This is a genomic window from Janthinobacterium sp. LPB2021202312-11-4 (genome assembly GCF_037049705.1).
GTDB lineage: Bacteria > Pseudomonadota > Gammaproteobacteria > Pseudomonadales > Pseudomonadaceae > Aquipseudomonas.
Genome location: NZ_JBAGKV010000018.1, coordinates 13,205 through 33,585 on the forward strand (window position 1 = coordinate 13,205; position 20,381 = coordinate 33,585).

20 protein-coding genes are annotated in these 20,381 nt (G+C 60.1%); 3 read left to right on the plus strand and 17 right to left on the minus strand.

The genetic code is table 11. The features are described 5' to 3' along the window. Nucleotides 1-41 precede the first annotated feature (41 nt). Nucleotides 42-773, minus strand: coding sequence for a fumarate/nitrate reduction transcriptional regulator Fnr (fnr, locus tag V5E99_RS19220; RefSeq protein WP_499803852.1), 732 nt, complete (start codon nt 771-773; stop codon nt 42-44). 156 nt (nt 774-929) lie between these two features. Here fnr and V5E99_RS19225 point away from each other — a divergent pair, with 156 nt between their 5' ends. Next, nucleotides 930-1,412 (plus strand): hypothetical protein, encoded by a 483-nt coding sequence (locus V5E99_RS19225; protein ID WP_499803853.1) that lies wholly within the window; start codon nt 930-932, stop codon nt 1,410-1,412. Here V5E99_RS19225 and hemN read toward each other — a convergent pair. From hemN to ccoG, 6 genes are all read right to left on the minus strand, one after another. Next, a complete protein-coding gene (gene hemN, locus V5E99_RS19230; RefSeq protein WP_499803854.1) occupies nt 1,409-2,791 on the minus strand; it encodes an oxygen-independent coproporphyrinogen III oxidase in 1,383 nt (460 codons plus the stop codon). The two genes, V5E99_RS19225 and hemN, sit on opposite strands and share 4 nt — an antisense overlap. 191 nt (nt 2,792-2,982) lie before the next feature. Next, nucleotides 2,983-3,666 carry a sulfite exporter TauE/SafE family protein gene (locus tag V5E99_RS19235; protein WP_499803855.1) on the minus strand — a complete coding sequence of 228 codons (684 nt, stop codon included), beginning with the start codon at nt 3,664-3,666 and terminating at the stop codon, nt 2,983-2,985. Next, complete coding sequence (gene ccoS, locus V5E99_RS19240) at nt 3,659-3,877, minus strand: cbb3-type cytochrome oxidase assembly protein CcoS (protein WP_499803856.1); 219 nt, start codon at nt 3,875-3,877, stop codon at nt 3,659-3,661. The genes V5E99_RS19235 and ccoS overlap by 8 nt, the downstream gene beginning before the upstream one ends. A 24-nt stretch (nt 3,878-3,901) precedes the next feature. Next, nucleotides 3,902-6,352, minus strand: a complete 2,451-nt coding sequence (locus V5E99_RS19245) for a heavy metal translocating P-type ATPase (protein WP_499803857.1) — start codon at nt 6,350-6,352, stop codon at nt 3,902-3,904. 186 nt (nt 6,353-6,538) lie between these two features. After that, entirely contained in the window at nt 6,539-7,081 is a 543-nt protein-coding gene (locus V5E99_RS19250; protein WP_499803858.1) for a FixH family protein, read from the minus strand. An 11-nt stretch (nt 7,082-7,092) separates the two neighbouring features. Further along, on the minus strand, nt 7,093-8,508 hold the full coding sequence (ccoG, locus tag V5E99_RS19255; protein ID WP_499803859.1) for a cytochrome c oxidase accessory protein CcoG: 1,416 nt from the start codon (nt 8,506-8,508) through the stop codon (nt 7,093-7,095). 506 nt (nt 8,509-9,014) lie between these two features. Here ccoG and V5E99_RS19260 point away from each other — a divergent pair. Continuing rightward, nucleotides 9,015-10,031, plus strand: a complete 1,017-nt coding sequence (locus V5E99_RS19260) for a metallophosphoesterase family protein (RefSeq protein ID WP_499803860.1) — start codon at nt 9,015-9,017, stop codon at nt 10,029-10,031. Nucleotides 10,032-10,106: 75 nt separating this feature from the next. On the opposite strand, the gene ccoP (V5E99_RS19265) is transcribed toward V5E99_RS19260, so the two are convergent. The 8 genes from ccoP (V5E99_RS19265) to ccoN (V5E99_RS19300) all read right to left on the minus strand — a co-directional run bounded on the left by ccoP (V5E99_RS19265) (nt 10,107) and on the right by ccoN (V5E99_RS19300) (nt 17,011). Beyond that, nucleotides 10,107-11,090 carry a cytochrome-c oxidase, cbb3-type subunit III gene (ccoP, locus tag V5E99_RS19265; protein WP_499803861.1) on the minus strand — a complete coding sequence of 328 codons (984 nt, stop codon included), beginning with the start codon at nt 11,088-11,090 and terminating at the stop codon, nt 10,107-10,109. Continuing rightward, a complete protein-coding gene (locus V5E99_RS19270) occupies nt 11,087-11,272 on the minus strand; it encodes a CcoQ/FixQ family Cbb3-type cytochrome c oxidase assembly chaperone (RefSeq protein WP_003175465.1) in 186 nt (61 codons plus the stop codon). Before V5E99_RS19270 ends, ccoP (V5E99_RS19265) begins: the two co-directional genes overlap by 4 nt. Before the next feature lie 5 nt (nt 11,273-11,277). Then, complete coding sequence (ccoO, locus tag V5E99_RS19275; RefSeq protein WP_054054085.1) at nt 11,278-11,886, minus strand: cytochrome-c oxidase, cbb3-type subunit II; 609 nt, start codon at nt 11,884-11,886, stop codon at nt 11,278-11,280. Continuing rightward, on the minus strand, nt 11,886-13,328 hold the full coding sequence (gene ccoN / locus V5E99_RS19280; protein WP_499803862.1) for a cytochrome-c oxidase, cbb3-type subunit I: 1,443 nt from the start codon (nt 13,326-13,328) through the stop codon (nt 11,886-11,888). The genes ccoO (V5E99_RS19275) and ccoN (V5E99_RS19280) overlap by 1 nt, the downstream gene beginning before the upstream one ends. 482 nt (nt 13,329-13,810) lie before the next feature. Next, nucleotides 13,811-14,764 (minus strand): cytochrome-c oxidase, cbb3-type subunit III, encoded by a 954-nt coding sequence (gene ccoP, locus V5E99_RS19285; protein ID WP_499803863.1) that lies wholly within the window; start codon nt 14,762-14,764, stop codon nt 13,811-13,813. Then, nucleotides 14,761-14,964: a cbb3-type cytochrome oxidase subunit 3 gene (locus tag V5E99_RS19290; RefSeq protein ID WP_201192892.1), complete on the minus strand. Its 204-nt coding sequence runs from the start codon at nt 14,962-14,964 to the stop codon at nt 14,761-14,763. Before V5E99_RS19290 ends, ccoP (V5E99_RS19285) begins: the two co-directional genes overlap by 4 nt. 3 nt (nt 14,965-14,967) lie before the next feature. Further along, the gene (gene ccoO, locus V5E99_RS19295) at nt 14,968-15,576 is read right to left on the minus strand and encodes a cytochrome-c oxidase, cbb3-type subunit II (protein WP_499803864.1); all 609 of its coding nucleotides are present in this window, start codon (nt 15,574-15,576) and stop codon (nt 14,968-14,970) included. A gap of 10 nt (nt 15,577-15,586) precedes the next feature. Beyond that, nucleotides 15,587-17,011 (minus strand): cytochrome-c oxidase, cbb3-type subunit I, encoded by a 1,425-nt coding sequence (ccoN, locus tag V5E99_RS19300; protein ID WP_499803865.1) that lies wholly within the window; start codon nt 17,009-17,011, stop codon nt 15,587-15,589. A 111-nt stretch (nt 17,012-17,122) separates the two neighbouring features. Here ccoN (V5E99_RS19300) and V5E99_RS19305 point away from each other — a divergent pair, with 111 nt between their 5' ends. Beyond that, entirely contained in the window at nt 17,123-17,797 is a 675-nt protein-coding gene (locus tag V5E99_RS19305; RefSeq protein ID WP_499803866.1) for an alpha/beta family hydrolase, read from the plus strand. Nucleotides 17,798-17,893: 96 nt separating this feature from the next. On the opposite strand, the gene V5E99_RS19310 is transcribed toward V5E99_RS19305, so the two are convergent. Further along, nucleotides 17,894-19,459: a methyl-accepting chemotaxis protein gene (locus V5E99_RS19310; RefSeq protein WP_499803867.1), complete on the minus strand. Its 1,566-nt coding sequence runs from the start codon at nt 19,457-19,459 to the stop codon at nt 17,894-17,896. A 103-nt stretch (nt 19,460-19,562) separates the two neighbouring features. Next, a complete protein-coding gene (locus V5E99_RS19315; protein ID WP_499803868.1) occupies nt 19,563-20,354 on the minus strand; it encodes a CPBP family glutamic-type intramembrane protease in 792 nt (263 codons plus the stop codon). Nucleotides 20,355-20,381: the final 27 nt, after the last annotated feature.

Below are 20,381 nucleotides of genomic sequence, written 5' to 3' on the forward strand. Positions count from 1 at the left end.
AACGGCGGCTGAACCGTTTCGCTCAGCCGCAATGGTGTCCGTCAGTCGAGGGAGCCGCCGGCCAGGGCGCAGAGCTGGATCGGGTCGAGGATATGGATTTCCTTACCCTCGGCGGCAATCAGTTCGTTTTGCTGGAAGCGAGTGAATACCCGGGACACGGTTTCTACCGCCAGGCCCAGGTAATTGCCGATTTCGTTGCGCGACATGCTCAAGCGGAACTGGTTGGCCGAGAACCCGCGCGCGCGAAAGCGCGCGGACAGGTTGACCAGGAACGTGGCGATGCGCTCGTCGGCGGTTTTCTTCGACAGCAGTAACATCATTTGCTGATCGTCACGAATCTCGCGGCTCATCACCCGCATCAACTGACGACGCAGTTGCGGCAGTTGCAGGGCCAGTTCGTCGAGGCGTTCGAAAGGAATTTCGCAGACCGAGGTGGTTTCCAGTGCCTGGGCCGACACCGGGTGCTTTTCAGTGTCCATGCCCGACAGGCCGACCAGTTCGCTCGGCAGGTGGAAACCGGTGAGCTGTTCTTCGCCGCCATCGCTGAGGCTGAAGGTCTTCAGGGCGCCCGAGCGTACTGCATAAACGGAATCGAAGGTGTCGCCCTGGCGGAACAGGAACTCGCCTTTTTTCAGTGGGCGACCACGTTTAACGATCTCGTCCAGCGCATCCATGTCTTCCAGATTCAGAGAAAGTGGCAAGCAGAGGGGAGCCAGGCTGCAATCCTTGCAATGGGCCTGGGTATGAGCGCGCAGCTTTACTGGCTCGGACATTTCTTCAATCCTTGTGGGAAAAACACACATAAGCCGTAAGGGTAACTCACGGGAGGACGTTCAGGCCAGTACACGGCGAATTTGCCGCAGGCTTGTAAAGCCAGTGAGCGCTCGGCCGATAGCCTGTCTACTGATCGCTTGCAAGGAACTGCATTCATGTCCGCCATTGGCACGTTGAGTCCCGGTAACAACGGCTTGTCGTCGTTGATCGATACCTCGAAAACCGCAACGGCCAATGAGTCTGACGTCACCTCGCCGATCTCCGAAACCCCGACCAAAGTCGAAGGCATCAAAGTCTCGCTGTCCGGTGCCGGGATCGAAAAGGCCGCCGCGCCCAAGGGTGAAAACAGCGACATCGAAGAAAGCGGTTTGCCGGAGAACATTCAGCAGATCCTGAAGATGATTCGCAAATTGCAGCAGCAGATCGCCGAGAAACTGGCCGAAATGCAGGCGGTGATGAGAGATAAACGTCTGAGCCCGGAAGAAATAAAGGCCAAACTCGGCGCCTTGCAAGCGTTTATCAACAACCTCAACGGTGGCCTGATCACCGCCAACACCGCACTCAGTAAAGCCATGAAACAGGCGGGCCTGACGCCGCAGCAAATCCTCAAAGCGGCGTCATTGGCCATGAAGTCCTAAATCACCCGGGAAAACCGCTGGCGATTCTGTTGTTCAAGGTAGGCATCGAAAACCATGCACACCGAGCGCACCAGCAGGCGTCCGGCCGGTAATACGGTGATCCCTTCGCTGGTCAGTTCGATCAAGCCGTCCCTGGCCATCTCCTCCAACTGCGGCCAGAGTTCGCCGAAGTAGCCACGGAAATCGATATTGAACGCTTGCTCGATCCCGGCGAAGTCCAGGCTGAAACTGCAAATCAATTGCTGAATCACCGCCCGTCGCAGGCGATCGTCGGCGTTGCACAGCAGGCCGCGATTGGTGGCCAGTTGCGCCGAGGCCAGGGTGTTTTGATACAGGTTCAAATCACTGGTGTTCTGGCAGTACAGGTCACCGATCTGGCTGATGGCCGAGACGCCGAGGCCGATCAAGTCGCAATGGCCGTGGGTGGTGTAGCCCTGGAAGTTGCGTTGCAGGGTCGATTCTTCCTGGGCAATCGCCAATTCGTCGTCGGGCAGGGCGAAATGGTCCATGCCGATGTAGTGGTAACCGGCCTTGGTCAGTTGTTCGATGGTGCCCTGGAGCATTTCCAGTTTTTGCGCGGGTGTCGGCAGTTCGTTGCTGTTGATCCGCCGTTGCGGCATGAAGCGTTCCGGCAAGTGTGCGTAGTTGAACACCGAGAGCCGGTCCGGTTGCAGGGCGATGACTTCATCGACCGTGCGGGCGAAATTCTCGGGCGTCTGGCGCGGCAAGCCGTAGATCAGGTCGATGTTGATCGAGCGAAACTGCAAAGTGCGTGCGGCGTCGATGACGGCGCGGGTTTCTTCCAGGCTTTGCAGGCGATTGACTGCGCGTTGCACGGCGGGGTCGAGGTCTTGCAGGCCGATGCTGACCCGGTTGAAGCCCAGTTCCCGCAGCAGGCCCATGGTCGACCAGTCGGCTTCCCGGGGGTCGATTTCGATGCCGTAGTCGCCGGAATCGTCGTCCAGCAAGTTGAAGTGCTTGCGCAACTGGGCCATGAGTTGGCGCAGTTCGTCGTGGCTGAGGAAGGTCGGGGTACCGCCGCCGAAATGCAGTTGCTCGACTTTCTGGGCCGGGTCGAGGTGGCAGGCGATCAACTGGATCTCCTGCTCCAGGCGCTGCAAGTAGGGGAGTGCGCGGCCGCGGTCCTTGGTGATGACTTTGTTGCAGGCGCAGTAGTAGCAAATGTTCGCGCAGAACGGCACGTGCACATACAAGGACAGTGGGCGCAGCGCTTTGCGGCTGTCGCGCAGGGCATGAAACAGGTCGAACGTGCCGACCTGGCTGTTGAATTGAACGGCGGTCGGGTACGAGGTATAGCGCGGCCCCGACAGGTCGTAACGGCGAATCAGGTCTGTGTCCCAACGAATGGCGTCGAGCATGCGGGCATTCCCCCGGATAGGCTTGCAGTGTCAGCGAGTCTATGGGGTGCGGCGTTGGGGCATCTTGATTTACATCAACGGTCAGGATTTGTGTTGCCCTTTCGGGCCTCTTCGCGGGCAAGCCTCGCTCCTACAGGGGGCCGCGAATTCCTGTAGGAGCGAGGCTTGCCCGCGAAGGGGGCGCCGCCGATCTAATGCCCCATCAACCAATGCTGATGCGGCCCCGGCAACGTCCAGATCCCGAACAGGATCACCAGCAAGCCGCCACTCATTCGCACGCTGCGCTTGCGCAACAACGCGGTAACCCGCTCCGCCGCCAGGCCCGTCGCCAGCAGCACCGGCCACGTCCCGAGCCCGAATGCCAGCATCAACAACGCACTATCAAGCGCATTACCCTGGCTCGCCGCCCACAGCAACGTGCTGTAAACCAGCCCGCACGGCAACCAGCCCCAGAGCGCGCCTAGCAACAAGGCGCGAGGCAGGCTCGACACCGGCAGCAGTTTGTTGGCAACTGGCTGGATATGCCGCCACAGGCCGCGACCGAGGCTTTCGATACGGGTCAGGCCGCTCCACCAGCCGGCCAGGTACAGGCCCATGCTGATCAACAGCAGCCCGGCGATGATGCGCATGACCATCGCCGCCGGGCTGTTGGCCACCGCCCAGCCAGCCAGGCCGATCAGCAGGCCGGCGGTGGCATAGCTGAGAATTCGCCCAAGGTTGTAGGCCAGCAGCAGACGGAAGCGGCGGCTGCGTTGTTCCTTGGGAATCGCCAGGGTCAGCGCGCCCATCAAACCGCCGCACATGCCCAGGCAATGGCCGCCACCGAGCAGGCCAAGGATCACCGCTGATACCAGCAGCGGCGCCAGCTCAAGCATGGGGTGGCGCCTTGTCGTCGGGTTTGGCCGGGTGACCGCTGGCTTCATCGACCGCCGCTTGGTGGGCCGGGTCCTGGTCGTCGAACAGAATGCTATGGGCCGGGCCGTCGAGGTCGTCGTACTGACCACTGTCGACCGCCCAGAAGAAGATGTAGACGGCGATGGCCACGATCAGCAGTGCCGCCGGGATCATCACATAAAGAGCTGGCATTGGAAGACTCCATGCCCGCGCGGCTCAGGCCGGCAGCGGACGGGTTGCTGGCGTGGTGCGGGCCTTGGGCGTGCTCGGCATGCGAGTCAGGCGCAGGGCGTTGAGTACCACGGTCAACGAACTGATCGACATGCCGACCGCAGCCCACACCGGAGTGATCCAGCCAAGGGCGGCGAACGGCAACATGAGGCCATTGTACAGCCCGGCCCACAGCAGGTTTTCGATGATTACCCGGCGGGTGCGTCGCGCCAGGCTGAAGGCTTGCACCAAGGCATCGAGGCGGTTGGACAACAGCACCGCATCGGCGCTGGTTTTCGCCAGGTCGGTGGCCGAACCCATGGCCACGCTGATGTCAGCGGCGGCCAGCACCGGTACATCGTTGACCCCGTCGCCGAGCATCAACACCTTGCGACCTTCCTTGTGCAACTGTTGCAGCACCTGCAACTTGTCATCGGGCCGCAAACCACCACGGGCCTCGTCGATGCCCAACTCGGCGGCGACGCTGGCGACCATCGGCGAACTGTCGCCGGACAGCAACAGTGTGCGCCAGCCGCGCGCCTTGCACGCGGCGAGCAGGGCCGGCGCATCGGCGCGCAAACGGTCGTCGAGGACAAACCACGCCAGCGCGCCGGTTTGATCGCCCAGCAGCAGCCATTGCCCGGCTTCATCCGGCATCAATGGCACGCTGGCGCCGCTGAGTTCGCAGACAAACCCCGGTTGGCCGATCCGCAGGCGTTGCTCACCGACCAGGCCTTCAAGGCCCAATCCCGGCGTACTCAGGACTTCTTCGGCCGCCAGTGGCGCGCGGCCAAACGCCCGGGCGATCGGGTGTTCGGAGCGGTTTTCCAGCGCCGCCGCGAGGCCCAGGCACTCATCGCTGCCGAGGGTCCCGAGCGGGCGAATCGAGCGCAACGCCAGACGACCTTCGGTCAGCGTGCCGGTTTTGTCGAAAATCACCGTGTCGATCTGGTTCAGGCCTTCGAGCACATGGCCGCGAGTCAGCAGTAGACCGAGTTTGTGCAACGTGCCGGTGGCGGCGGTCAGCGCGGTTGGCGTGGCCAGGGACAAAGCGCACGGGCAGGTTGCGACGAGCATCGCCAGCACGATCCAGAAGGCCCGCGATGAATCCAGCTCCCACCACAGCAGGCCAATGGCGGCCGCCGCAATCAGCGACAGCAGCAGGAACCACTGGGCGGCGCGGTCGGCGATTTCCGCCAGGCGTGGTTTTTCCGCTTGGGCGCGCTCCAGCAGGCGGACGATGGCGGACAGTCGCGTGTCATGACCCAGGGCCAGCACTTCCACGGTCAACGCGCCTTCAACGTTCAAGGTGCCCGCCGTGACCGCATCGCCCAAGGTGCGCGGTTGCGGCAGGTATTCACCGGTGAGCAGGGATTCGTCGATGCTCGACTGGCCGTCGAGGATCTTGCCGTCGGCCGGGAGGATCGCCCCCGGATGCACCAGCACTCGATCGCCGACGCGCAATTCGCTGAGCAGGATGCGCTCGCTCTGGCCATCGGCACTCAGGCGCAGGCACGAGGCCGGCAGCAGGTTGACCAATTGCGCAGTGGCGGCGGCGGTGCGTTCCCGGGCGCGGCGTTCCAGGTAACGCCCGGCCAGCAGGAACAGCGCGAACATGCCGACCGCATCGAAATACAGCTCGCCGACCCCGGTGATCGACGTCCAGATCCCGGCGAGGTACGCGCTGCCAATCGCCAGCGATACCGAAACGTCCATGGTCAGGTGCGGGGTGCGCAGGTCGCGCATCGCGCCTTTGAAGAACGGAGCACAGCTATAGAACACAATCGGTGTGGTCAGGAACAACGCGACCCAGCGCAGGATGGTGTGCAGCTCGAGGCTGAGGTCGATATTGAATTCCGGCCAGGTGGCCATGGTCGCCATCATCGCCTGGAACCACAGCAAACCGGCGACGCCGAGCTGGCGCAGGGCCAGGCGGTTTTCGCTGGCCAGTTGCTCGCTGGCGCGGTCGGCCTGATAAGGGTGAGCGGCGTAGCCGATGTGGCGCAGTTCGCTCAGCACCTGGCTCAGGGGCAATTGGGCGTCGGCCCAGCGCACATAGAGGCGATGGTTGGACAGGTTCAGCCGTGCCTCGGCCACTGCCGGCAAGCCGCGCAGGTGTTTCTCGATCAGCCAGCCGCACGCGGCGCAACTGATGCCTTCCATCAGCAGCGTGGTTTCGGCGAGTTCGCCTTCGTGGCGGACGAAGGGTTGCTGGACGTCGGCGCGGTCGTACAGCGCCAGTTCGTCGACCAGTTGCACCGGCAAGGTCTCGGGGTTGGCCGAGGCTTCGCTGCGATGCTGGTAATAACTTTCCAGCCCACCGGCCACGATAGCTTCAGCCACGGCCTGGCAACCCGGGCAGCAGAGCTCGCGGGTTTCACCGAGGACGACGGCGGTGAAGCGGCTGCCGGCCGGGACGGGCAGGGCGCAGTGGTAGCAGGGGGTTGGGGTGGTCATGGGGTTTTCACTAATGCCGCTGAATCAGGATCGGGCCTCATCACTGTAGGAGCCGGTAGGAGCTGTCGAGTGAAACGAGGCTGCGATCTTTTGATGTTGTTTTTAACGAGCAAGATCAAAAGATCGCAGCCTCGTTTCACTCGACAGCTCCTACGGGTCCTACGGGTCCTATGGGGCCAACGGGGCCTACGGTTTCTTCAGGTCTTCAGCGCCTTGCAGCGGCTCGTCGCCCAGCAGCAGGTCTTTGTCGTGGCTGACTTGTTCTTCTTCGAACATGCGCCAGGTCTTGTCGTCTTGCACGCCCAGCAGTTCGACAAAACGCCGGCCTTCGACCTTGTCGCTCATCTGGCCGAGGTAGCGGCCCTGTTCGGTTTCACTGCGGGTCAGGGTGATCTTGCGATCCTTCTCCGGCTGGGTCGGCGAGATCAGGTTCAGCTCCAGGGTCTTGGGCTGGCTGTTGCCGGTCAGGTGCAGGTCGACTTCGCCGGTCAGCTCATCCAGATGCACGTTGGCGCGCAATTGCAGGGTCTGCGCGAGCAGTTCGCGGTCCAGGGAACGGTTGATGCCTTTGCCTGCCTCGTAGTAGTTGTCGTTGACCAGGTTGTCCGGGTTCTTGACCGCGATAGTCACCATGGACAAGGTCAGGGTCACCGAACAGGTCAGAATCGCGATGATGATCCATGGCCAAAGATGCTTGTACCAAGGGCTTGCGGCAGTTGCTGCGGGCATGTTCAGTTCTCTCAACGAATTTGTGGGCCGATGAATCGGCTCTTGGCTTCAACGTGGACGCTGTCGTCATCGGCATCCTTGAGGGTGAATTTCACCTCATTGGTGCTCGATGGCAATTGCTCCGGCGAACTGGACAACTCCACCGGCTGGCTGAAAATTTCCCCGGCGGCGACTTTGATCTCACGCTTGCCTTGCAGCTTGAGGTCCGGCAGACCGCTGGCTTCGAGCAGGTAAGTGTGGTCGCGCTGGTCCTTGTTCATGATCTTCAGGCTGTAGACGTTCTCGATCCGGCCTTCGGCGTTTTCGCGGTACAGCACACGGTCCTTGCTGACGTCGAAACCCACCAGCGAACGCATGAAGAACGCGGTCACCAGCAAGCCGATCATGGTCAGCAGCACCAGTGCATAACCGATCAGGCGTGGGCGCAGTTTATGGGTGACCTGCCCGGACAGGTTGTGCTCGGTGGTGTAGCTGATCAGCCCGCGCGGGTAATCCATTTTGTCCATGATGCTGTCGCAGGCGTCGATGCACGCAGCACAGCCGATGCACTCGATTTGCAGGCCGTCGCGGATGTCGATGCCAGTGGGGCAAACCTGGACGCACATGGTGCAATCGATGCAATCGCCCAGGCCCTGGGCCTTGTAGTCCACGCCTTTTTTGCGCGGGCCACGGGATTCGCCGCGACGCGGGTCATAAGAAACGATCAGCGTGTCCTTGTCGAACATCACGCTCTGGAAGCGTGCATACGGACACATGTAAATGCACACTTGCTCGCGCAACCAGCCGGCATTGCCGTAGGTGGCGAGGGTGAAGAAACCGACCCAGAAATACGACCAGCCATCGGCCTCGCCAGTGAAGAAGTCGATGGTCAGCTCACGGATGGGTGAGAAGTAGCCAACGAAGGTCATGCCGGTAACGAAGCCGATCAGCAGCCACAGGCTGTGTTTGCTGAACTTGCGCAGGAATTTTTTAGCGCTCATCGGCGCCTTGTCGAGCTTGATGCGCTGGTTGCGGTCGCCTTCGGTGACCTTCTCGCACCACATGAAAATCCAGGTCCAGACGCTTTGCGGGCAGGTATAGCCGCACCAGACGCGCCCGGCGTACACGGTAATGAAGAACAGGCCGAAGGCGCTGATGATCAGCAGGCCCGAGAGCAGGATGAAATCCTGGGGCCAGAAGGTCGCGCCAAAAATGAAGAACTTACGTTCCGGCAGGTTCCACCAGACGGCTTGATGACCACCCCAGTTCAACCACACCGTACCGAAATACAGCAGGAACAAACCGGCCCCGCCCATCATCCGCAGGTTGCGGAACAGGCCGGTGAAGGCGCGGGTGTAGATCTTTTCTCGAGAGGCGTAGAGGTCGACGCTGTTGTTCGCGTTCTTGGCGGGCGGTGTAACGTCGTGTACCGGAATCTGATTGCTCATCATTGCATCCCACGGCAGTGGAAAAATGCCTCGGTCAGTACATGCCGACCGCGGTCAAAAAGAGGTGTTGCAGTGGCGCAATGATACGCCTGTCGCTCTGGCTCAAGGGTGCGACCTTTGGTCACGTTTGCGGAAATCATTTGACGGTGTAATGACTTGAATCAATTGACTTGTGAATTATGGACGGTTTTCCCGGTGTTGCCGCTCAATCGGTCCATGGGTTGATCACTCCCTCAACGCCTCGCGACGCTCGATACACAGGACACCTGTCCGCTCCAGAATACTGATGTTGCCGGTCGCGAAAAGTTATTTCCGTGCGGATGGATGTTGTTTGTCAATAAGCTTTTAATAGTGTGTGTTAGTTGTGCCTGGCGTGTCGGGAAATACATTTTTATAACTAGGGGCTGGAGGTGTTTTTACTTTAATGTTTATTCTGGTGCGGCGTAGTTATGGAGACTGCGGCGGTATCGCTCTTAAATGTTTTATTCAAATGGAAAGGGATGTCTATGAAGTTGTTTGAGAAGTATCGGCTTTTAACGGGCCTGATGATGGTCATTGTTATGCCAGCGGCTTACGCTGCCCCCGGGGAGTATTCACCTCGATATTTGGTCTTTGCCTCCGACCCGCAATACCCCTGGACCGAGCGCTCGGACAGCGGCACCGCTCAGACCGACAGTGAGCGAGATACCCGCTCCAAATGGCTGATCGAAACCCAATATGCTGACATCGCCAGTTTCAGGACAGCTAATGGTGGTGCTTCGAACGTGCCCGTGATGATTAACGGCGATATGACCGCCTTCGGTCATGGTTGGCAACGATCGACGGTCAAGCCGATTCTGGATAAACATCTAGGTGATCAGTACGACTACGGTTTGGGTAATCACGACTATCAAAACAATGTGGATGATTGTTTTCTGAATAATTGTGCTGCCGGCAGTATTGTGGATTTAAAGAACCGTTATTGGGGTAAGCTGGATTCGCTGGATTTGAAAGTAAGCAGCGCTATGTCTATCACTAAGATGGTTGCAGGCAGCCTCGCTTATTCCAGAACCTATGGCGATGTTCATCTGGTGCAACTGCATAACGAACCGACTTATTCGACAGTGTTTACCGCTTGGGATTGGGGCATGCCAACGGTTTATCAAATCACGGATGCCCTCGACTGGCTGGAGCAGGATCTGAAAGCGGCCCGGCAAAAAGGTCGGGTCATCCTGCTCAATATGCACAAGCCGGATGAGTGGAAGGGCAGTCGTGAGCAAGTTGATCGATTCCGGCAAATGATTCAGAAATACCAGGTGACCGCTGTTTTTGCCGGCCACTATCACCGCAATGCCGGCAATTGGTGGGGCTATGACCAGCGCACTTACTTTGGTGATGTGCCGGTCTTCCTGAGCGGTGGTGCTTCCGGGCAAACCTACCTGACCGCCAGTTTTTCCGAGGACCGTAAAAATCTGACCGTGAAGCTGGTCAGGGAAAACCAGTGGCCGAAGCAGGCCGAGCTGAAGACGATCCCGGTTCGCTAGCAGACCTTTTACGCGCGCATAAAAAAGGCCCCGTCAGATGACGGGGCCTTTTCATTTTGCGGTCAGGCGTTTGCCTTACTGGGCGTCTGCCACTGGAGCCTTCTCACCGTGAGACAGGCTGTAGACGTAAGCGGCCAGCAGGTGAACCTTGTCGTTGCCTTGCAGCTGTTCTTGCGCAGGCATCTGGCCCTGACGGCCGTAACGGATGGTCTGCTGCAGTTGAGCGAAGCTCGAACCGTAGATGAACGCCGCCGGGTGGGTCAGGTTCGGTGCGCCCATGGCTGGCGTACCTTTGCCTTCCGGACCGTGGCAAGCCACGCAGTTGGCCGCGAACAGTTTCTGGCCGGCAACCGGGTCAGCCTTGGTGCCTTCCGGCAGCTTGCGGCCATCGAGGTTGGTCAGTACGAACGCGGCAACGTCCGAAACGCCTTGCTCGCCGATCACTTCAGCCCACGCCGGCATCACCGCGTGACGACCGCCCATGATGGTAGTCTTGATGGTGGCCGGCTCGCCGCCCCAGCGCCAGTCGGCGTCGGTCAGGTTCGGGAAGCCATAAGCGCCCTTGGCATCGGAGCCGTGGCAAACCGAGCAGTTGGAGGCGAACAAGCGGCCACCCATCTTCAGGGCTTGCGGGTCCTTGGCCACTTCTTCGATGGGCATGGACGCGAATTTGGCGAAGATCGGACCGAACTTGGCGTCCGACTTGGCCATTTCCTTTTCCCACTCGTGAACGCCGGTCCAGCCGCTCTGGCCGTTGGCGAACGCGGTCTGCTTGTCGTTATCGAGGTAGTTGTAGCCCGGTAGCAGGCCTTTCCAGTTGCCCAGGCCCGGGTACAGGACCAGGTAGCCGAGGGCAAAAATGATGGTGCCCACGAACAGCATGAACCACCATTTCGGCAGTGGGTTGTCGTACTCCTCGATCCCGTCGAAGGAGTGGCCAACAGTCTCTTCGGTGGCTTCGCTGCGCTGGCCCTTGCGGGTGGACAGCAGCAGCCAGGTCAGGGCGAAGATAGTACCCAGACTGAGGACTGTGACGTACAGACTCCAGAACGTAGTCATTCTTTGTTACTCCTAGAAGCTTGCTCGACGTGCTTGATGGCTTCGGGATCATCCGCGAAAGGCAGCAAGGTCGCGTCTTCAAACTCCGACTTGCGCTTGGGGCTGAACACCCACAACGCCAGACCGATAAAGGCCACCATCACAACAACGGTGCCCAGGCCACGAATCATCCCGATATCCATCTAAATCACCGTTTGCTTTTGATGATGGTGCCCAGGCCTTGCAGATAGGCCACCAGCGCGTCCATTTCGGTTTTGCCCTTCACAGCATCCTTGGCGCCGGCGATGTCTTCGTCGGTGTAAGGGACGCCGAGCGTGCGCAAGACTTCCAGTTTCTTGGCGGTGTCTTTGCCGTCGAGCTTGTTTTCCACGAGGAACGGGTAGGCCGGCATTTTCGACTCAGGCACCACGTTGCGCGGGTTGTACAAGTGCGCACGCTGCCAGTCATCGGAGTAGCGACCGCCGACACGGGCCAGGTCCGGACCGGTACGCTTGGAACCCCACAGGAACGGGTGGTCCCAGACGCTTTCACCGGCGACCGAGTAGTGGCCGTAACGTTCGGTTTCAGCACGGAACGGGCGGATCATCTGCGAGTGGCAGCCGACACAACCGTTGGCGATAAAGACGTCGCGTCCTTCGACTTCAAGCGCTGGACGAGGCTTCATGCCTTCGACCGGCTTGTTGGTGACGTCCTGGAAAAACAGCGGAACGATCTGGGTCAGGCCGCCGATGCTGACGGCGATAACCATGAAGAAGGCCAGCAGGCCAATATTCTTCTCGACTGCTTCATGCTTCATCAGTGAGCTCCAACTACAGCAATCTGAGCGGCGGCTTCGGCTTCAGCCGGGTTCGAGGCACGAACGGTGCGGAACACGTTGTAGGCCATGAACAGCATGCCGCTGGCAAAGAACGCACCGCCCAGGGCGCGAACGATATAGCCAGGGTGGCTGGCTTGCAGCGCTTCGACGAACGAGTAGGTGAGGGTGCCGTCGTCGTTGATTGCACGCCACATCAGACCCTGGGTGATGCCGTTGACCCACATCGACGCGATGTACAGAACGGTGCCGATGGTCGCGAGCCAGAAGTGCGTGTTGATCAGGCCGATGCTGTGCATCTGCGTGCGACCGAACAGTTTCGGGATCATGTGGTAGATCGCGCCGATCGAGATCATCGCTACCCAGCCAAGCGCGCCGGCGTGTACGTGGCCGATGGTCCAGTCGGTGTAGTGCGAGAGCGAGTTGACGGTCTTGATCGCCATCATCGGGCCTTCGAAGGTCGACATGCCGTAGAACGCCAGGGAGACCACGAGGAAGCGCAGGATCGGGTCGGTGCGCAGCTTATGCCAGGCGCCCGACAGGGTCATCATGCCGTTGATCATGCCGCCCCAGCTTGGCGCCAGCAGGATGATCGACATCGCCATGCCCAGGGACTGAGCCCAGTCCGGCAGTGCGGTGTAGTGCAGGTGGTGCGGACCGGCCCAGATGTACAGGGTGATCAGCGCCCAGAAGTGCACGATGGACAGGCGATAGGAGTAGATCGGACGCTCGGCCTGCTTCGGCACGAAGTAATACATCATCCCCAGGAAGCCGGTGGTCAGGAAGAAACCCACCGCGTTGTGGCCGTACCACCACTGGATCATGGCGTCGGTCGCACCGGCGTAGGCCGAGTAGGACTTGAAGAAACTCACCGGCAGGGACGCGTGGTTGACGATGTGCAACATCGCCGTCACGACGATGAAGGCCCCGTAGAACCAGTTGCCCACATAGATGTGCTTGGTCTTGCGCTTGGTGATGGTGCCGAAGAACACCAGACCGTAGGTGACCCAGACAATGGCCAGCAGAATAGCCAGCGGCCATTCCAGTTCCGCGTATTCCTTGGTGGTGGTGTAACCCAGCGGCAAGGTAATGATCGCGCCGACGATGACCGCTTGCCATCCCCAGAAGGTGAAGGCCGCGAGGCTGTCGGAAATCAGTCGCGTTTGGCAGGTTCGCTGCACGACGTAATAAGAAGTGGCAAACAATGCACAACCACCGAAGGCGAAAATCACCAGGTTGGTGTGCAACGGGCGTAAGCGTCCAAAAGTCGTCCACGGCAGACCGAAATTCAATTCCGGCCATACAAGCTGTGAGGCGATGAAGACACCAAGCCCCATGCCAAGGATCCCCCAGACCACCGTCATGATGGCGAACTGGCGGACTACCTTATAGTTATAAGCAGTCGGACTGATTGCTGTGCTCATTCTAAGGTTCCACGGTTTGGGTGTTTTATTAGGAGTAAAAATCGGCCGCAAGTATGTAGAAAGCAGGGGGTCAATGCAACGCACCATGACCTGGGTCAATGCTTTCAGAAGCTGATTCTGCGGCCTTTCCATGCGCCGCGTAAGGACAAAATTGCCCTCGGACAAAATGTCGCAGCGGAAGAATAAGGCGAGGGGTTCAGGTCAGTTGTAACGGGGTGTGTTGAAACGCAACGATCAGGTGACCGATGGCAATTGGCACGACAGCCGGTATCTACCAGCCTTTGCGGCCTGTCATCGAGCAGATTCGTCGAACACATCGGCTAAGGTCGACCCGGAACCGGTACTTTGCCAGTCCGCATCGAGCAAGCGTAGACCCGAATCAGGGGAACCGAAAGGGAGAGTGATTGAGGGTGCGACAATGAGTCGCAAAGAAGCAGGGAACTGCCGCATCCGGGAGAATGCGGCAGCAGAGCGGTCAAGAATTATTCGCTTTTGCCTTCCGCTTGCAAGCGCTCGGTGCTGACACCGTGCGACAAGCTGTAAACGTAAGCGGCCAGCAGTTGCACTTTATCGTTGCCGAGCAGTTCGTTCTGCGCCGGCATATGGCCCTGGCGGCCATGACGAATGGTTTGTTGCAGTTGCGCCAGGCTTGAACCGTAGATGAATGCGCCCGGGTGCGTCAGATTCGGCGCGCCCATGGCTTCAGTGCCTTGGCCGTTTGCCCCGTGACAGGCTACGCAGGTGGTGCTGAACACTTGCTGCCCGGCTTGCACGTCGACGTTACTGTCGGCCGGCAATGGCAGGCCGGCCAGTTCGTGACGCACATACCCGGCCACGTTTTTCACGCCGGCCTCACCGAGGATTTCGCCCCAGGCCGGCATCGCCGCCATACGACCGCCCATGATAGTGGTCTTGATGGTGTCGGCCGCGCCGCCCCAGCGCCAGTCGCTGTCGGTCAGGTTCGGGAAGCCGAAGGCGCCCTTGGCGTCCGAGCCGTGGCAGACCGAGCAGTTGGAGGCAAACAGGCGACCGCCCATTTTCAGCGCTTGCGGGTCTTTGGCCACTTCTTCCACCGGCATCGCGGCGAATTTGGCGAAGATCGGCCCGAACTTGGCGTCAGCCTTGTCCATTTCCTTTTCCCACTCGTGAACGCCGGTCCAGCCGTTCTCGTAGCCAGGCAGGATGCCTTTCCAGTTGCCCAGGCCCGGATAAAGGATCAGATAACCCACGGCGAACACCAGCGTGCCGGCGAACAGCATGAACCACCACTGCGGCAGCGGGTTGTCGTACTCCTCGATGCCGTCGAAGCTGTGGCCCATGGTCTGGTCGACGCTGCCCTTGGTTTCGCCCTTGCGGGTGCCGATCAGCAGCCAGGTCAGGCCGATCAGGCTGCCGATGGTCAGTACGCAGATCCACGTACTCCAGAAGGTGGTCATGGCCGGGTACTCCTTGTTTCAGGTTCTTGGGTGTTGGCGTCGTCGGGGAGCGGCTCATCGGCGAACGGCAGCAAACGCGCTTCGGCGAATTCCGGGCTGCGCTTGCCGTTGAACACCCATAACGCCAGGCCGACGAAGGCCACAAACACCACGACCGTGCCCAGGCCGCGGATCATTCCACTGCTCATTTCAAAGACCATGGCTCACCTCTTGCTCTTGATGGCAGTGCCGAGCACTTGCAAGTAGGCGACCAGGGCGTCCATTTCGGTCTTGCCCTTGAGCGAGGCCACTGCACCGGTGATGTCGTCGTCGGTGTACGGCACGCCAAGGGTGCGCATGGCCTTGATCTTGGTTTCGGTGTGGCTGCTGTCGAGCTGGTTGGCGACCAGCCATGGGTAGCCGGGCATTTTCGATTCCGGCACCACGTTGCGCGGGTTGTACAAGTGCGCGCGGTGCCAGTCTTCGGAGTAACGACCGCCAACCCGTGCCAGGTCCGGCCCGGTACGCTTGGAGCCCCACAGGAACGGGTGATCCCAGACGCTTTCACCGGCCACCGAGTAGTGCCCGTAGCGTTCGGTCTCGGCGCGGAACGGCCGGATCATCTGCGAGTGGCAACCGACGCAGCCTTCGCGGATGTAGATGTCGCGACCTTCCAGTTGCAGCGCGGTGTAGGGCTTCATGCCTTCCACCGGTTTATTGGTTACGTCCTGGAAGAACAGCGGGACGATCTGGGTCAGACCGCCGATGCTCACGGCAAAGATCATCAGCAACAGCAGCAGGCCGACGTTTTTCTCGATTGTTTCGTGTTTCATGGCGGACTCCTCAGGCCATCTGCGCGGCAGCGGCGGCTTCGGCAGGCTGCGAGGCCCGCACGGTACGCCAGGTGTTGTAGGCCATCAGCAACATGCCGCTGAAGAAGATCGCACCGCCCACCAACCGCACGACGAAGCCTGGGTGGCTGGCCACCAGGGTTTCGACGAAGGAGTAGGTCAGCGTGCCGTCTTCGTTGACTGCGCGCCACATGAGGCCTTGGGCGATGCCGTTGACCCACATCGAAGCGATGTAGAGCACGGTGCCGATGGTCGCGAGCCAGAAGTGCGCGTTGATCAACCCGATGCTGTGCATCTGTGGGCGACCGAAGATTTTCGGGATCATGTGGTACAGCGCGCCGATGGAAATCATCGCTACCCAACCGAGTGCCCCGGCGTGTACGTGGCCGATGGTCCAGTCGGTGTAGTGGGAGAGTGCGTTCACGGTCTTGATCGCCATCATCGGACCTTCAAAGGTCGACATGCCGTAGAACGCGAGCGAGACCACCAGGAAGCGCAGGATCGGGTCGCTGCGCAACTTATGCCAGGCGCCCGAGAGCGTCATCATCCCGTTGATCATCCCGCCCCAGCTTGGCGCCAGCAGGATCAGCGACATCACCATGCCCAGGGACTGTGCCCAGTCCGGCAGCGCGGTGTAGTGCAAGTGGTGCGGGCCGGCCCAGATGTACAGGGTAATCAGTGCCCAGAAGTGCACGATCGACAAGCGATAGGAATACACCGGACGCTCGGCCTGTTTCGGCACGAAGTAATACATCATCCCGAGGAAGCCTGCGGTCAGGAAGAAACCCACCGCGTTGTGGCCGTACCACCACTGAACCATGGCATCCGTCGCACCACCGTACAGCGAGTAGGACTTGTTCCAGCTGACCGGGATTTCCAGGTTGTTGACGATGTGCAGGATCGCCACGGTGACGATGAACGCCCCGAAGAACCAGTTACCGACGTAGATGTGCTTGGTCTTGCGCTTGGCCAGTGTGCCGAAGAACACGATGGCGTAGGCGACCCAGACGATGGTGATCAGGATGTCGATCGGCCATTCCAGTTCGGCGTATTCCTTGGAACTGGTGTAACCCAGTGGCAGGCTGATGGCCGCCAGGACGATCACCAGTTGCCAGCCCCAGAAGCAGAACTGGGCGATTTTCGGCGCGAACAGTTGGGTCTGGCAGGTGCGCTGCACCGAATAGAACGAACTGGCGAACAGGGCGCAACCGCCGAAGGCGAAGATCACCGCATTGGTGTGCAACGGGCGCAGACGGCCGAAGCTGGTCCACGGCAAATTGAAGTTAAGTTCGGGCCAGACCAATTGGGCCGCGAGAAAAACCCCGAGCCCCATGCCGACGATGCCCCACACCACCGTCATAATGGCGAATTGGCGGACCACCTTGTAGTTGTAGGCGGTACTGATAGAAGTGTTCATGGTTCCCCATCCACGGTTCAGCCGAAGTGAAGGCCCGTCTTTGCGAGTAAACCGCGCAAGGCAGACGCTCCCTTCGCCTGGAGTTATAGGCAGACTAAAAGCGAGGCAAGCATGGACAAAGAGCACAAGGCCAGTATTGACGGGGATCAATGGGCGCGGTGCGTGGCCGAACATGGTTGGTTGTGGAATACGGCTTCGGCACCCTCATCGACCACGCTGATCCTCGCTCACGGCGCCGGTGCGCCGATGGACAGCGCCTGGATGAACGACATGGCTGCGCGCCTTGCCGGGCTTGGGATCAACGTGTTGCGCTTCGAGTTTCCATACATGGCGCAACGACGTATCGACGGGGGCAAGCGCCCACCGAATCTGGCGCCGAAACTGCTGGAATGCTGGCGTGAGGTGTACGCCGTGGTGCGACGCCATGTCACTGGGTCCCTGGCCATTGGCGGTAAATCCATGGGCGGGCGGATGGCCAGTTTACTGGCGGATGAGTTGGGTGCGGACGCGCTGGTGTGCCTGGGTTATCCGTTTTACGCGGTGGGCAAACCGCAGAAGCCCCGGATCGAGCATTTGGCCGGGCTCAAGACCCGAACCTTGATTGTGCAGGGTGAGCGGGATGCGTTGGGCAATCGGGAGGCGGTGGAGGGTTATGCGTTATCGCCGAACATCGAGGTGTTCTGGTTGGTGGCGGGGGATCATGATTTGAAACCGTTGAAGGCTTCCGGGTTTAGCCATGAGCAGCATTTGGCGGCTGCGGCGAAGAAAGTGGCGGGATTTTTGTAAGAAGCCAGATCAAAAGATCGCAGCCTTTGGCAGCTCCTACGGGATTATGCGATCCCTGTAGGAGCTGCCAAAGGCTGCGATCTTTTGATTCTGCTGTCAGCGGTTAAACCGCTCCACCAACGAGTACTGGGTATTCGCAGTCTTGGTCAGTTCCTCACTCAGCAGCGCTGAGTGTTGCGCCTGTTCCGAGGTCTGGTCCGCCAGTTGCGAGATGTTGCTGATGTTGCGGCTGATTTCCTCGGCTACCGAGCTTTGCTCTTCGGTTGCCGCCGCGATCTGCGTGGTCATGTCGGTGATGTGCGCCACGGCTTCGCTGATGCCGATCAGCGCCTGATCCGCTTCCAGCACCCGCGCCACGCCTTCTTCGGCCTGGCGATGCCCGGCTTCCATGGTTTGCACCGCAGTGCTGGCGGTTTGCTGGAGCTTGGCGATCAGGCTGTGGATCTGTCCGGTGGATTCGCTGGTGCGTTGTGCCAGTTGACGGACTTCGTCCGCCACCACCGCAAAACCACGGCCCATTTCACCGGCGCGCGCCGCTTCGATGGCGGCGTTCAACGCCAGCAGGTTGGTCTGGTCGGCAATGCCTTTGATCACATCGACCACGCCACCGATTTCGTCGCTGTCCTTGGCCAGTTGAGTCACGGTCAGGCCGGTTTCACCCACTACCACTGACAGGCGCTGAATGGCTTCGCGGGTTTCCCCGGCGATATCACGACCACGACCGGTCAGGCGATTGGCTTCCTGGGTGGCATCCGCCGTGCGCTGCACGTGGCTGGCAACTTCCTGCGTGGTGGCGGCCATCTGATTGACGGCGGTCGCCACTTGCTCGGTTTCGACGCGCTGACGTTCCAGGCCACTGGAGCTGTTGTGGGCCAGGGTGTCGGACTGCTTGGCTTGCTCGGTCAGGTGCTCGGCGGTGTCCTGCAGACGCGTCAGGCAGGTTTTCAGGCGGGCTTCCTGGCTGAGGATCGACATCTCCAGGCGCGCCTGGGCGCCACGGCTGTCGGTGTACATCTGCGCGATCAGCGGGTCGGACGTGGTTTGCCCGGCCAGGACCAGCAGGCGCTTGAGGCCACGCTGTTGCCAGCGCAAACCCATCAGGCCCAGTGGCACCGAGAGGCCGGCGGCCAAGGCAAAACCCCAATGGGAGTTGAGCGACGCGCCGATCATGAAGCTGACTTGGCTGATCAGAATGAACGGTACCCAGTCCTGAAGGACCGGGAGCCATTTGTCTGACGAAGGAATGGCCGACTTGCCCTGGTTGATGCGTTGGTAGAGCGCTTCGGCACGGCGGATCTGTTCGGCGGTGGGTTTAACCCGCACCGATTCGTAACCGATCACCTGATTGCCTTCGAAAACCGGTGTGACGTAGGCGTTAACCCAGTAGTGATCACCGGTCTTGCAGCGATTCTTGACAATGCCCATCCATGGCAAGCCTTGTTTCAATGTGCCCCACATGTGCGCGAATACCGCCGCCGGGACGTCAGGGTGACGAACCAGGTTGTGCGGCGCACGGATCAGCTCTTCGCGAGAATACCCGCTGATTTCGACGAATGCGTCGTTGCAGTAGGTGATCACGCCTTTGGCGTCGGTCGTGGAAATCAACCGTTGCTGAGCCGGAAAGGTCCGTTCGCGTTGTGTAGTGGGTTGGTTATTACGCATGGCTTTTTCAATCCGCAAGGCTTTGAAAGGTTGTCGGCATGATCGGGAATTTATTGAAATAATTTTTCAATAATCAGAGGTTCGTCGCAAAACGACCATTGCGTCACCCGGCGAGCATCGGATACGTGAACAGGCCGAAATGCAGCAGGTTCAGGCCGAAATGGGTGGCGATGGCCGCACCCAGCCCGCCAAATCGGTAGGCCAGACCATAGCCGACACCGGCCAGGCTCGCCAGTAACACCCATTGCCAGCCTGCGCCGAGATGAGCCAGGCCGAACAGCAGCGAGGCGAGCAGCAGCGCGAGATTTTCACCATAGGGCAGGTGCTTGAAGGACCGGCTCAAGCCACCCTGGATATAGCCGCGAAACAGCGCTTCTTCTACCAGGGTCACCAGCAGCAAGTTGTTCAGGACCCAGAGCCAGGCCTGATCCGGCCATTTCGGCGCCCAACTGATCATGCCCAGCACCACTGCACCGCCGAGGGCGAGGACGGCACTCAGGATCAGGGCCATGGCGGTGGCGTAAATCGACAGTCGCAGCGAACGCCGACCGACAATCCAAGGGCAGGCCAGCAGCAACCAGAAACCAATCAGCGGTTTGTCCTGGTTCAGGTACATCGAAAACGGCACGGCATCGTTGGTGAAGCGTTGCGGGTCGATGCCCCGACCGTTGTAGAAACCCGGCAGCCAATGCATCGCCAGCGCCAGGGCCAGGACGATAAATAAACCGTGACCGAGGAACCGGCCGACTTGCACCGTTTGCTGGCGCACGGCGAAACCGGCGAATAACAGCAACGCGAGGGAGATTGCGGCGAGCCAGCCGAGGTGGCCGTAGATCAGCGCGATTGCATAGCCGATGGAAAGGAGTGCCAGGTGGAGCCATGGCAGAGCGGGCATAACGAGTCCTTCTAGAGCGATAGTGCT

Excerpts from the sequence above, each read along its gene's own strand:
- fnr (WP_499803852.1), bottom strand. The coding sequence starts at position 773 with ATGTCCGAGCCAGTAAAGCTGCGCGCTCATACCCAGGCCCATTGCAAG.
- V5E99_RS19225 (WP_499803853.1), top strand. The coding sequence starts at position 930 with ATGTCCGCCATTGGCACGTTGAGTCCCGGTAACAACGGCTTGTCGTCG.
- hemN (WP_499803854.1), bottom strand. The coding sequence starts at position 2,791 with ATGCTCGACGCCATTCGTTGGGACACAGACCTGATTCGCCGTTACGAC.
- V5E99_RS19235 (WP_499803855.1), bottom strand. The coding sequence starts at position 3,666 with ATGCTTGAGCTGGCGCCGCTGCTGGTATCAGCGGTGATCCTTGGCCTG.
- ccoS (WP_499803856.1), bottom strand. The coding sequence starts at position 3,877 with ATGCCAGCTCTTTATGTGATGATCCCGGCGGCACTGCTGATCGTGGCC.
- V5E99_RS19245 (WP_499803857.1), bottom strand. The coding sequence starts at position 6,352 with ATGACCACCCCAACCCCCTGCTACCACTGCGCCCTGCCCGTCCCGGCC.
- V5E99_RS19250 (WP_499803858.1), bottom strand. The coding sequence starts at position 7,081 with ATGCCCGCAGCAACTGCCGCAAGCCCTTGGTACAAGCATCTTTGGCCA.
- ccoG (WP_499803859.1), bottom strand. The coding sequence starts at position 8,508 with ATGAGCAATCAGATTCCGGTACACGACGTTACACCGCCCGCCAAGAAC.
- V5E99_RS19260 (WP_499803860.1), top strand. The coding sequence starts at position 9,015 with ATGAAGTTGTTTGAGAAGTATCGGCTTTTAACGGGCCTGATGATGGTC.
- ccoP (WP_499803861.1), bottom strand. The coding sequence starts at position 11,090 with ATGACTACGTTCTGGAGTCTGTACGTCACAGTCCTCAGTCTGGGTACT.
- V5E99_RS19270 (WP_003175465.1), bottom strand. The coding sequence starts at position 11,272 with ATGGATATCGGGATGATTCGTGGCCTGGGCACCGTTGTTGTGATGGTG.
- ccoO (WP_054054085.1), bottom strand. The coding sequence starts at position 11,886 with ATGAAGCATGAAGCAGTCGAGAAGAATATTGGCCTGCTGGCCTTCTTC.
- ccoN (WP_499803862.1), bottom strand. The coding sequence starts at position 13,328 with ATGAGCACAGCAATCAGTCCGACTGCTTATAACTATAAGGTAGTCCGC.
- ccoP (WP_499803863.1), bottom strand. The coding sequence starts at position 14,764 with ATGACCACCTTCTGGAGTACGTGGATCTGCGTACTGACCATCGGCAGC.
- V5E99_RS19290 (WP_201192892.1), bottom strand. The coding sequence starts at position 14,964 with ATGGTCTTTGAAATGAGCAGTGGAATGATCCGCGGCCTGGGCACGGTC.
- ccoO (WP_499803864.1), bottom strand. The coding sequence starts at position 15,576 with ATGAAACACGAAACAATCGAGAAAAACGTCGGCCTGCTGCTGTTGCTG.
- ccoN (WP_499803865.1), bottom strand. The coding sequence starts at position 17,011 with ATGAACACTTCTATCAGTACCGCCTACAACTACAAGGTGGTCCGCCAA.
- V5E99_RS19305 (WP_499803866.1), top strand. The coding sequence starts at position 17,123 with ATGGACAAAGAGCACAAGGCCAGTATTGACGGGGATCAATGGGCGCGG.
- V5E99_RS19310 (WP_499803867.1), bottom strand. The coding sequence starts at position 19,459 with ATGCGTAATAACCAACCCACTACACAACGCGAACGGACCTTTCCGGCT.
- V5E99_RS19315 (WP_499803868.1), bottom strand. The coding sequence starts at position 20,354 with ATGCCCGCTCTGCCATGGCTCCACCTGGCACTCCTTTCCATCGGCTAT.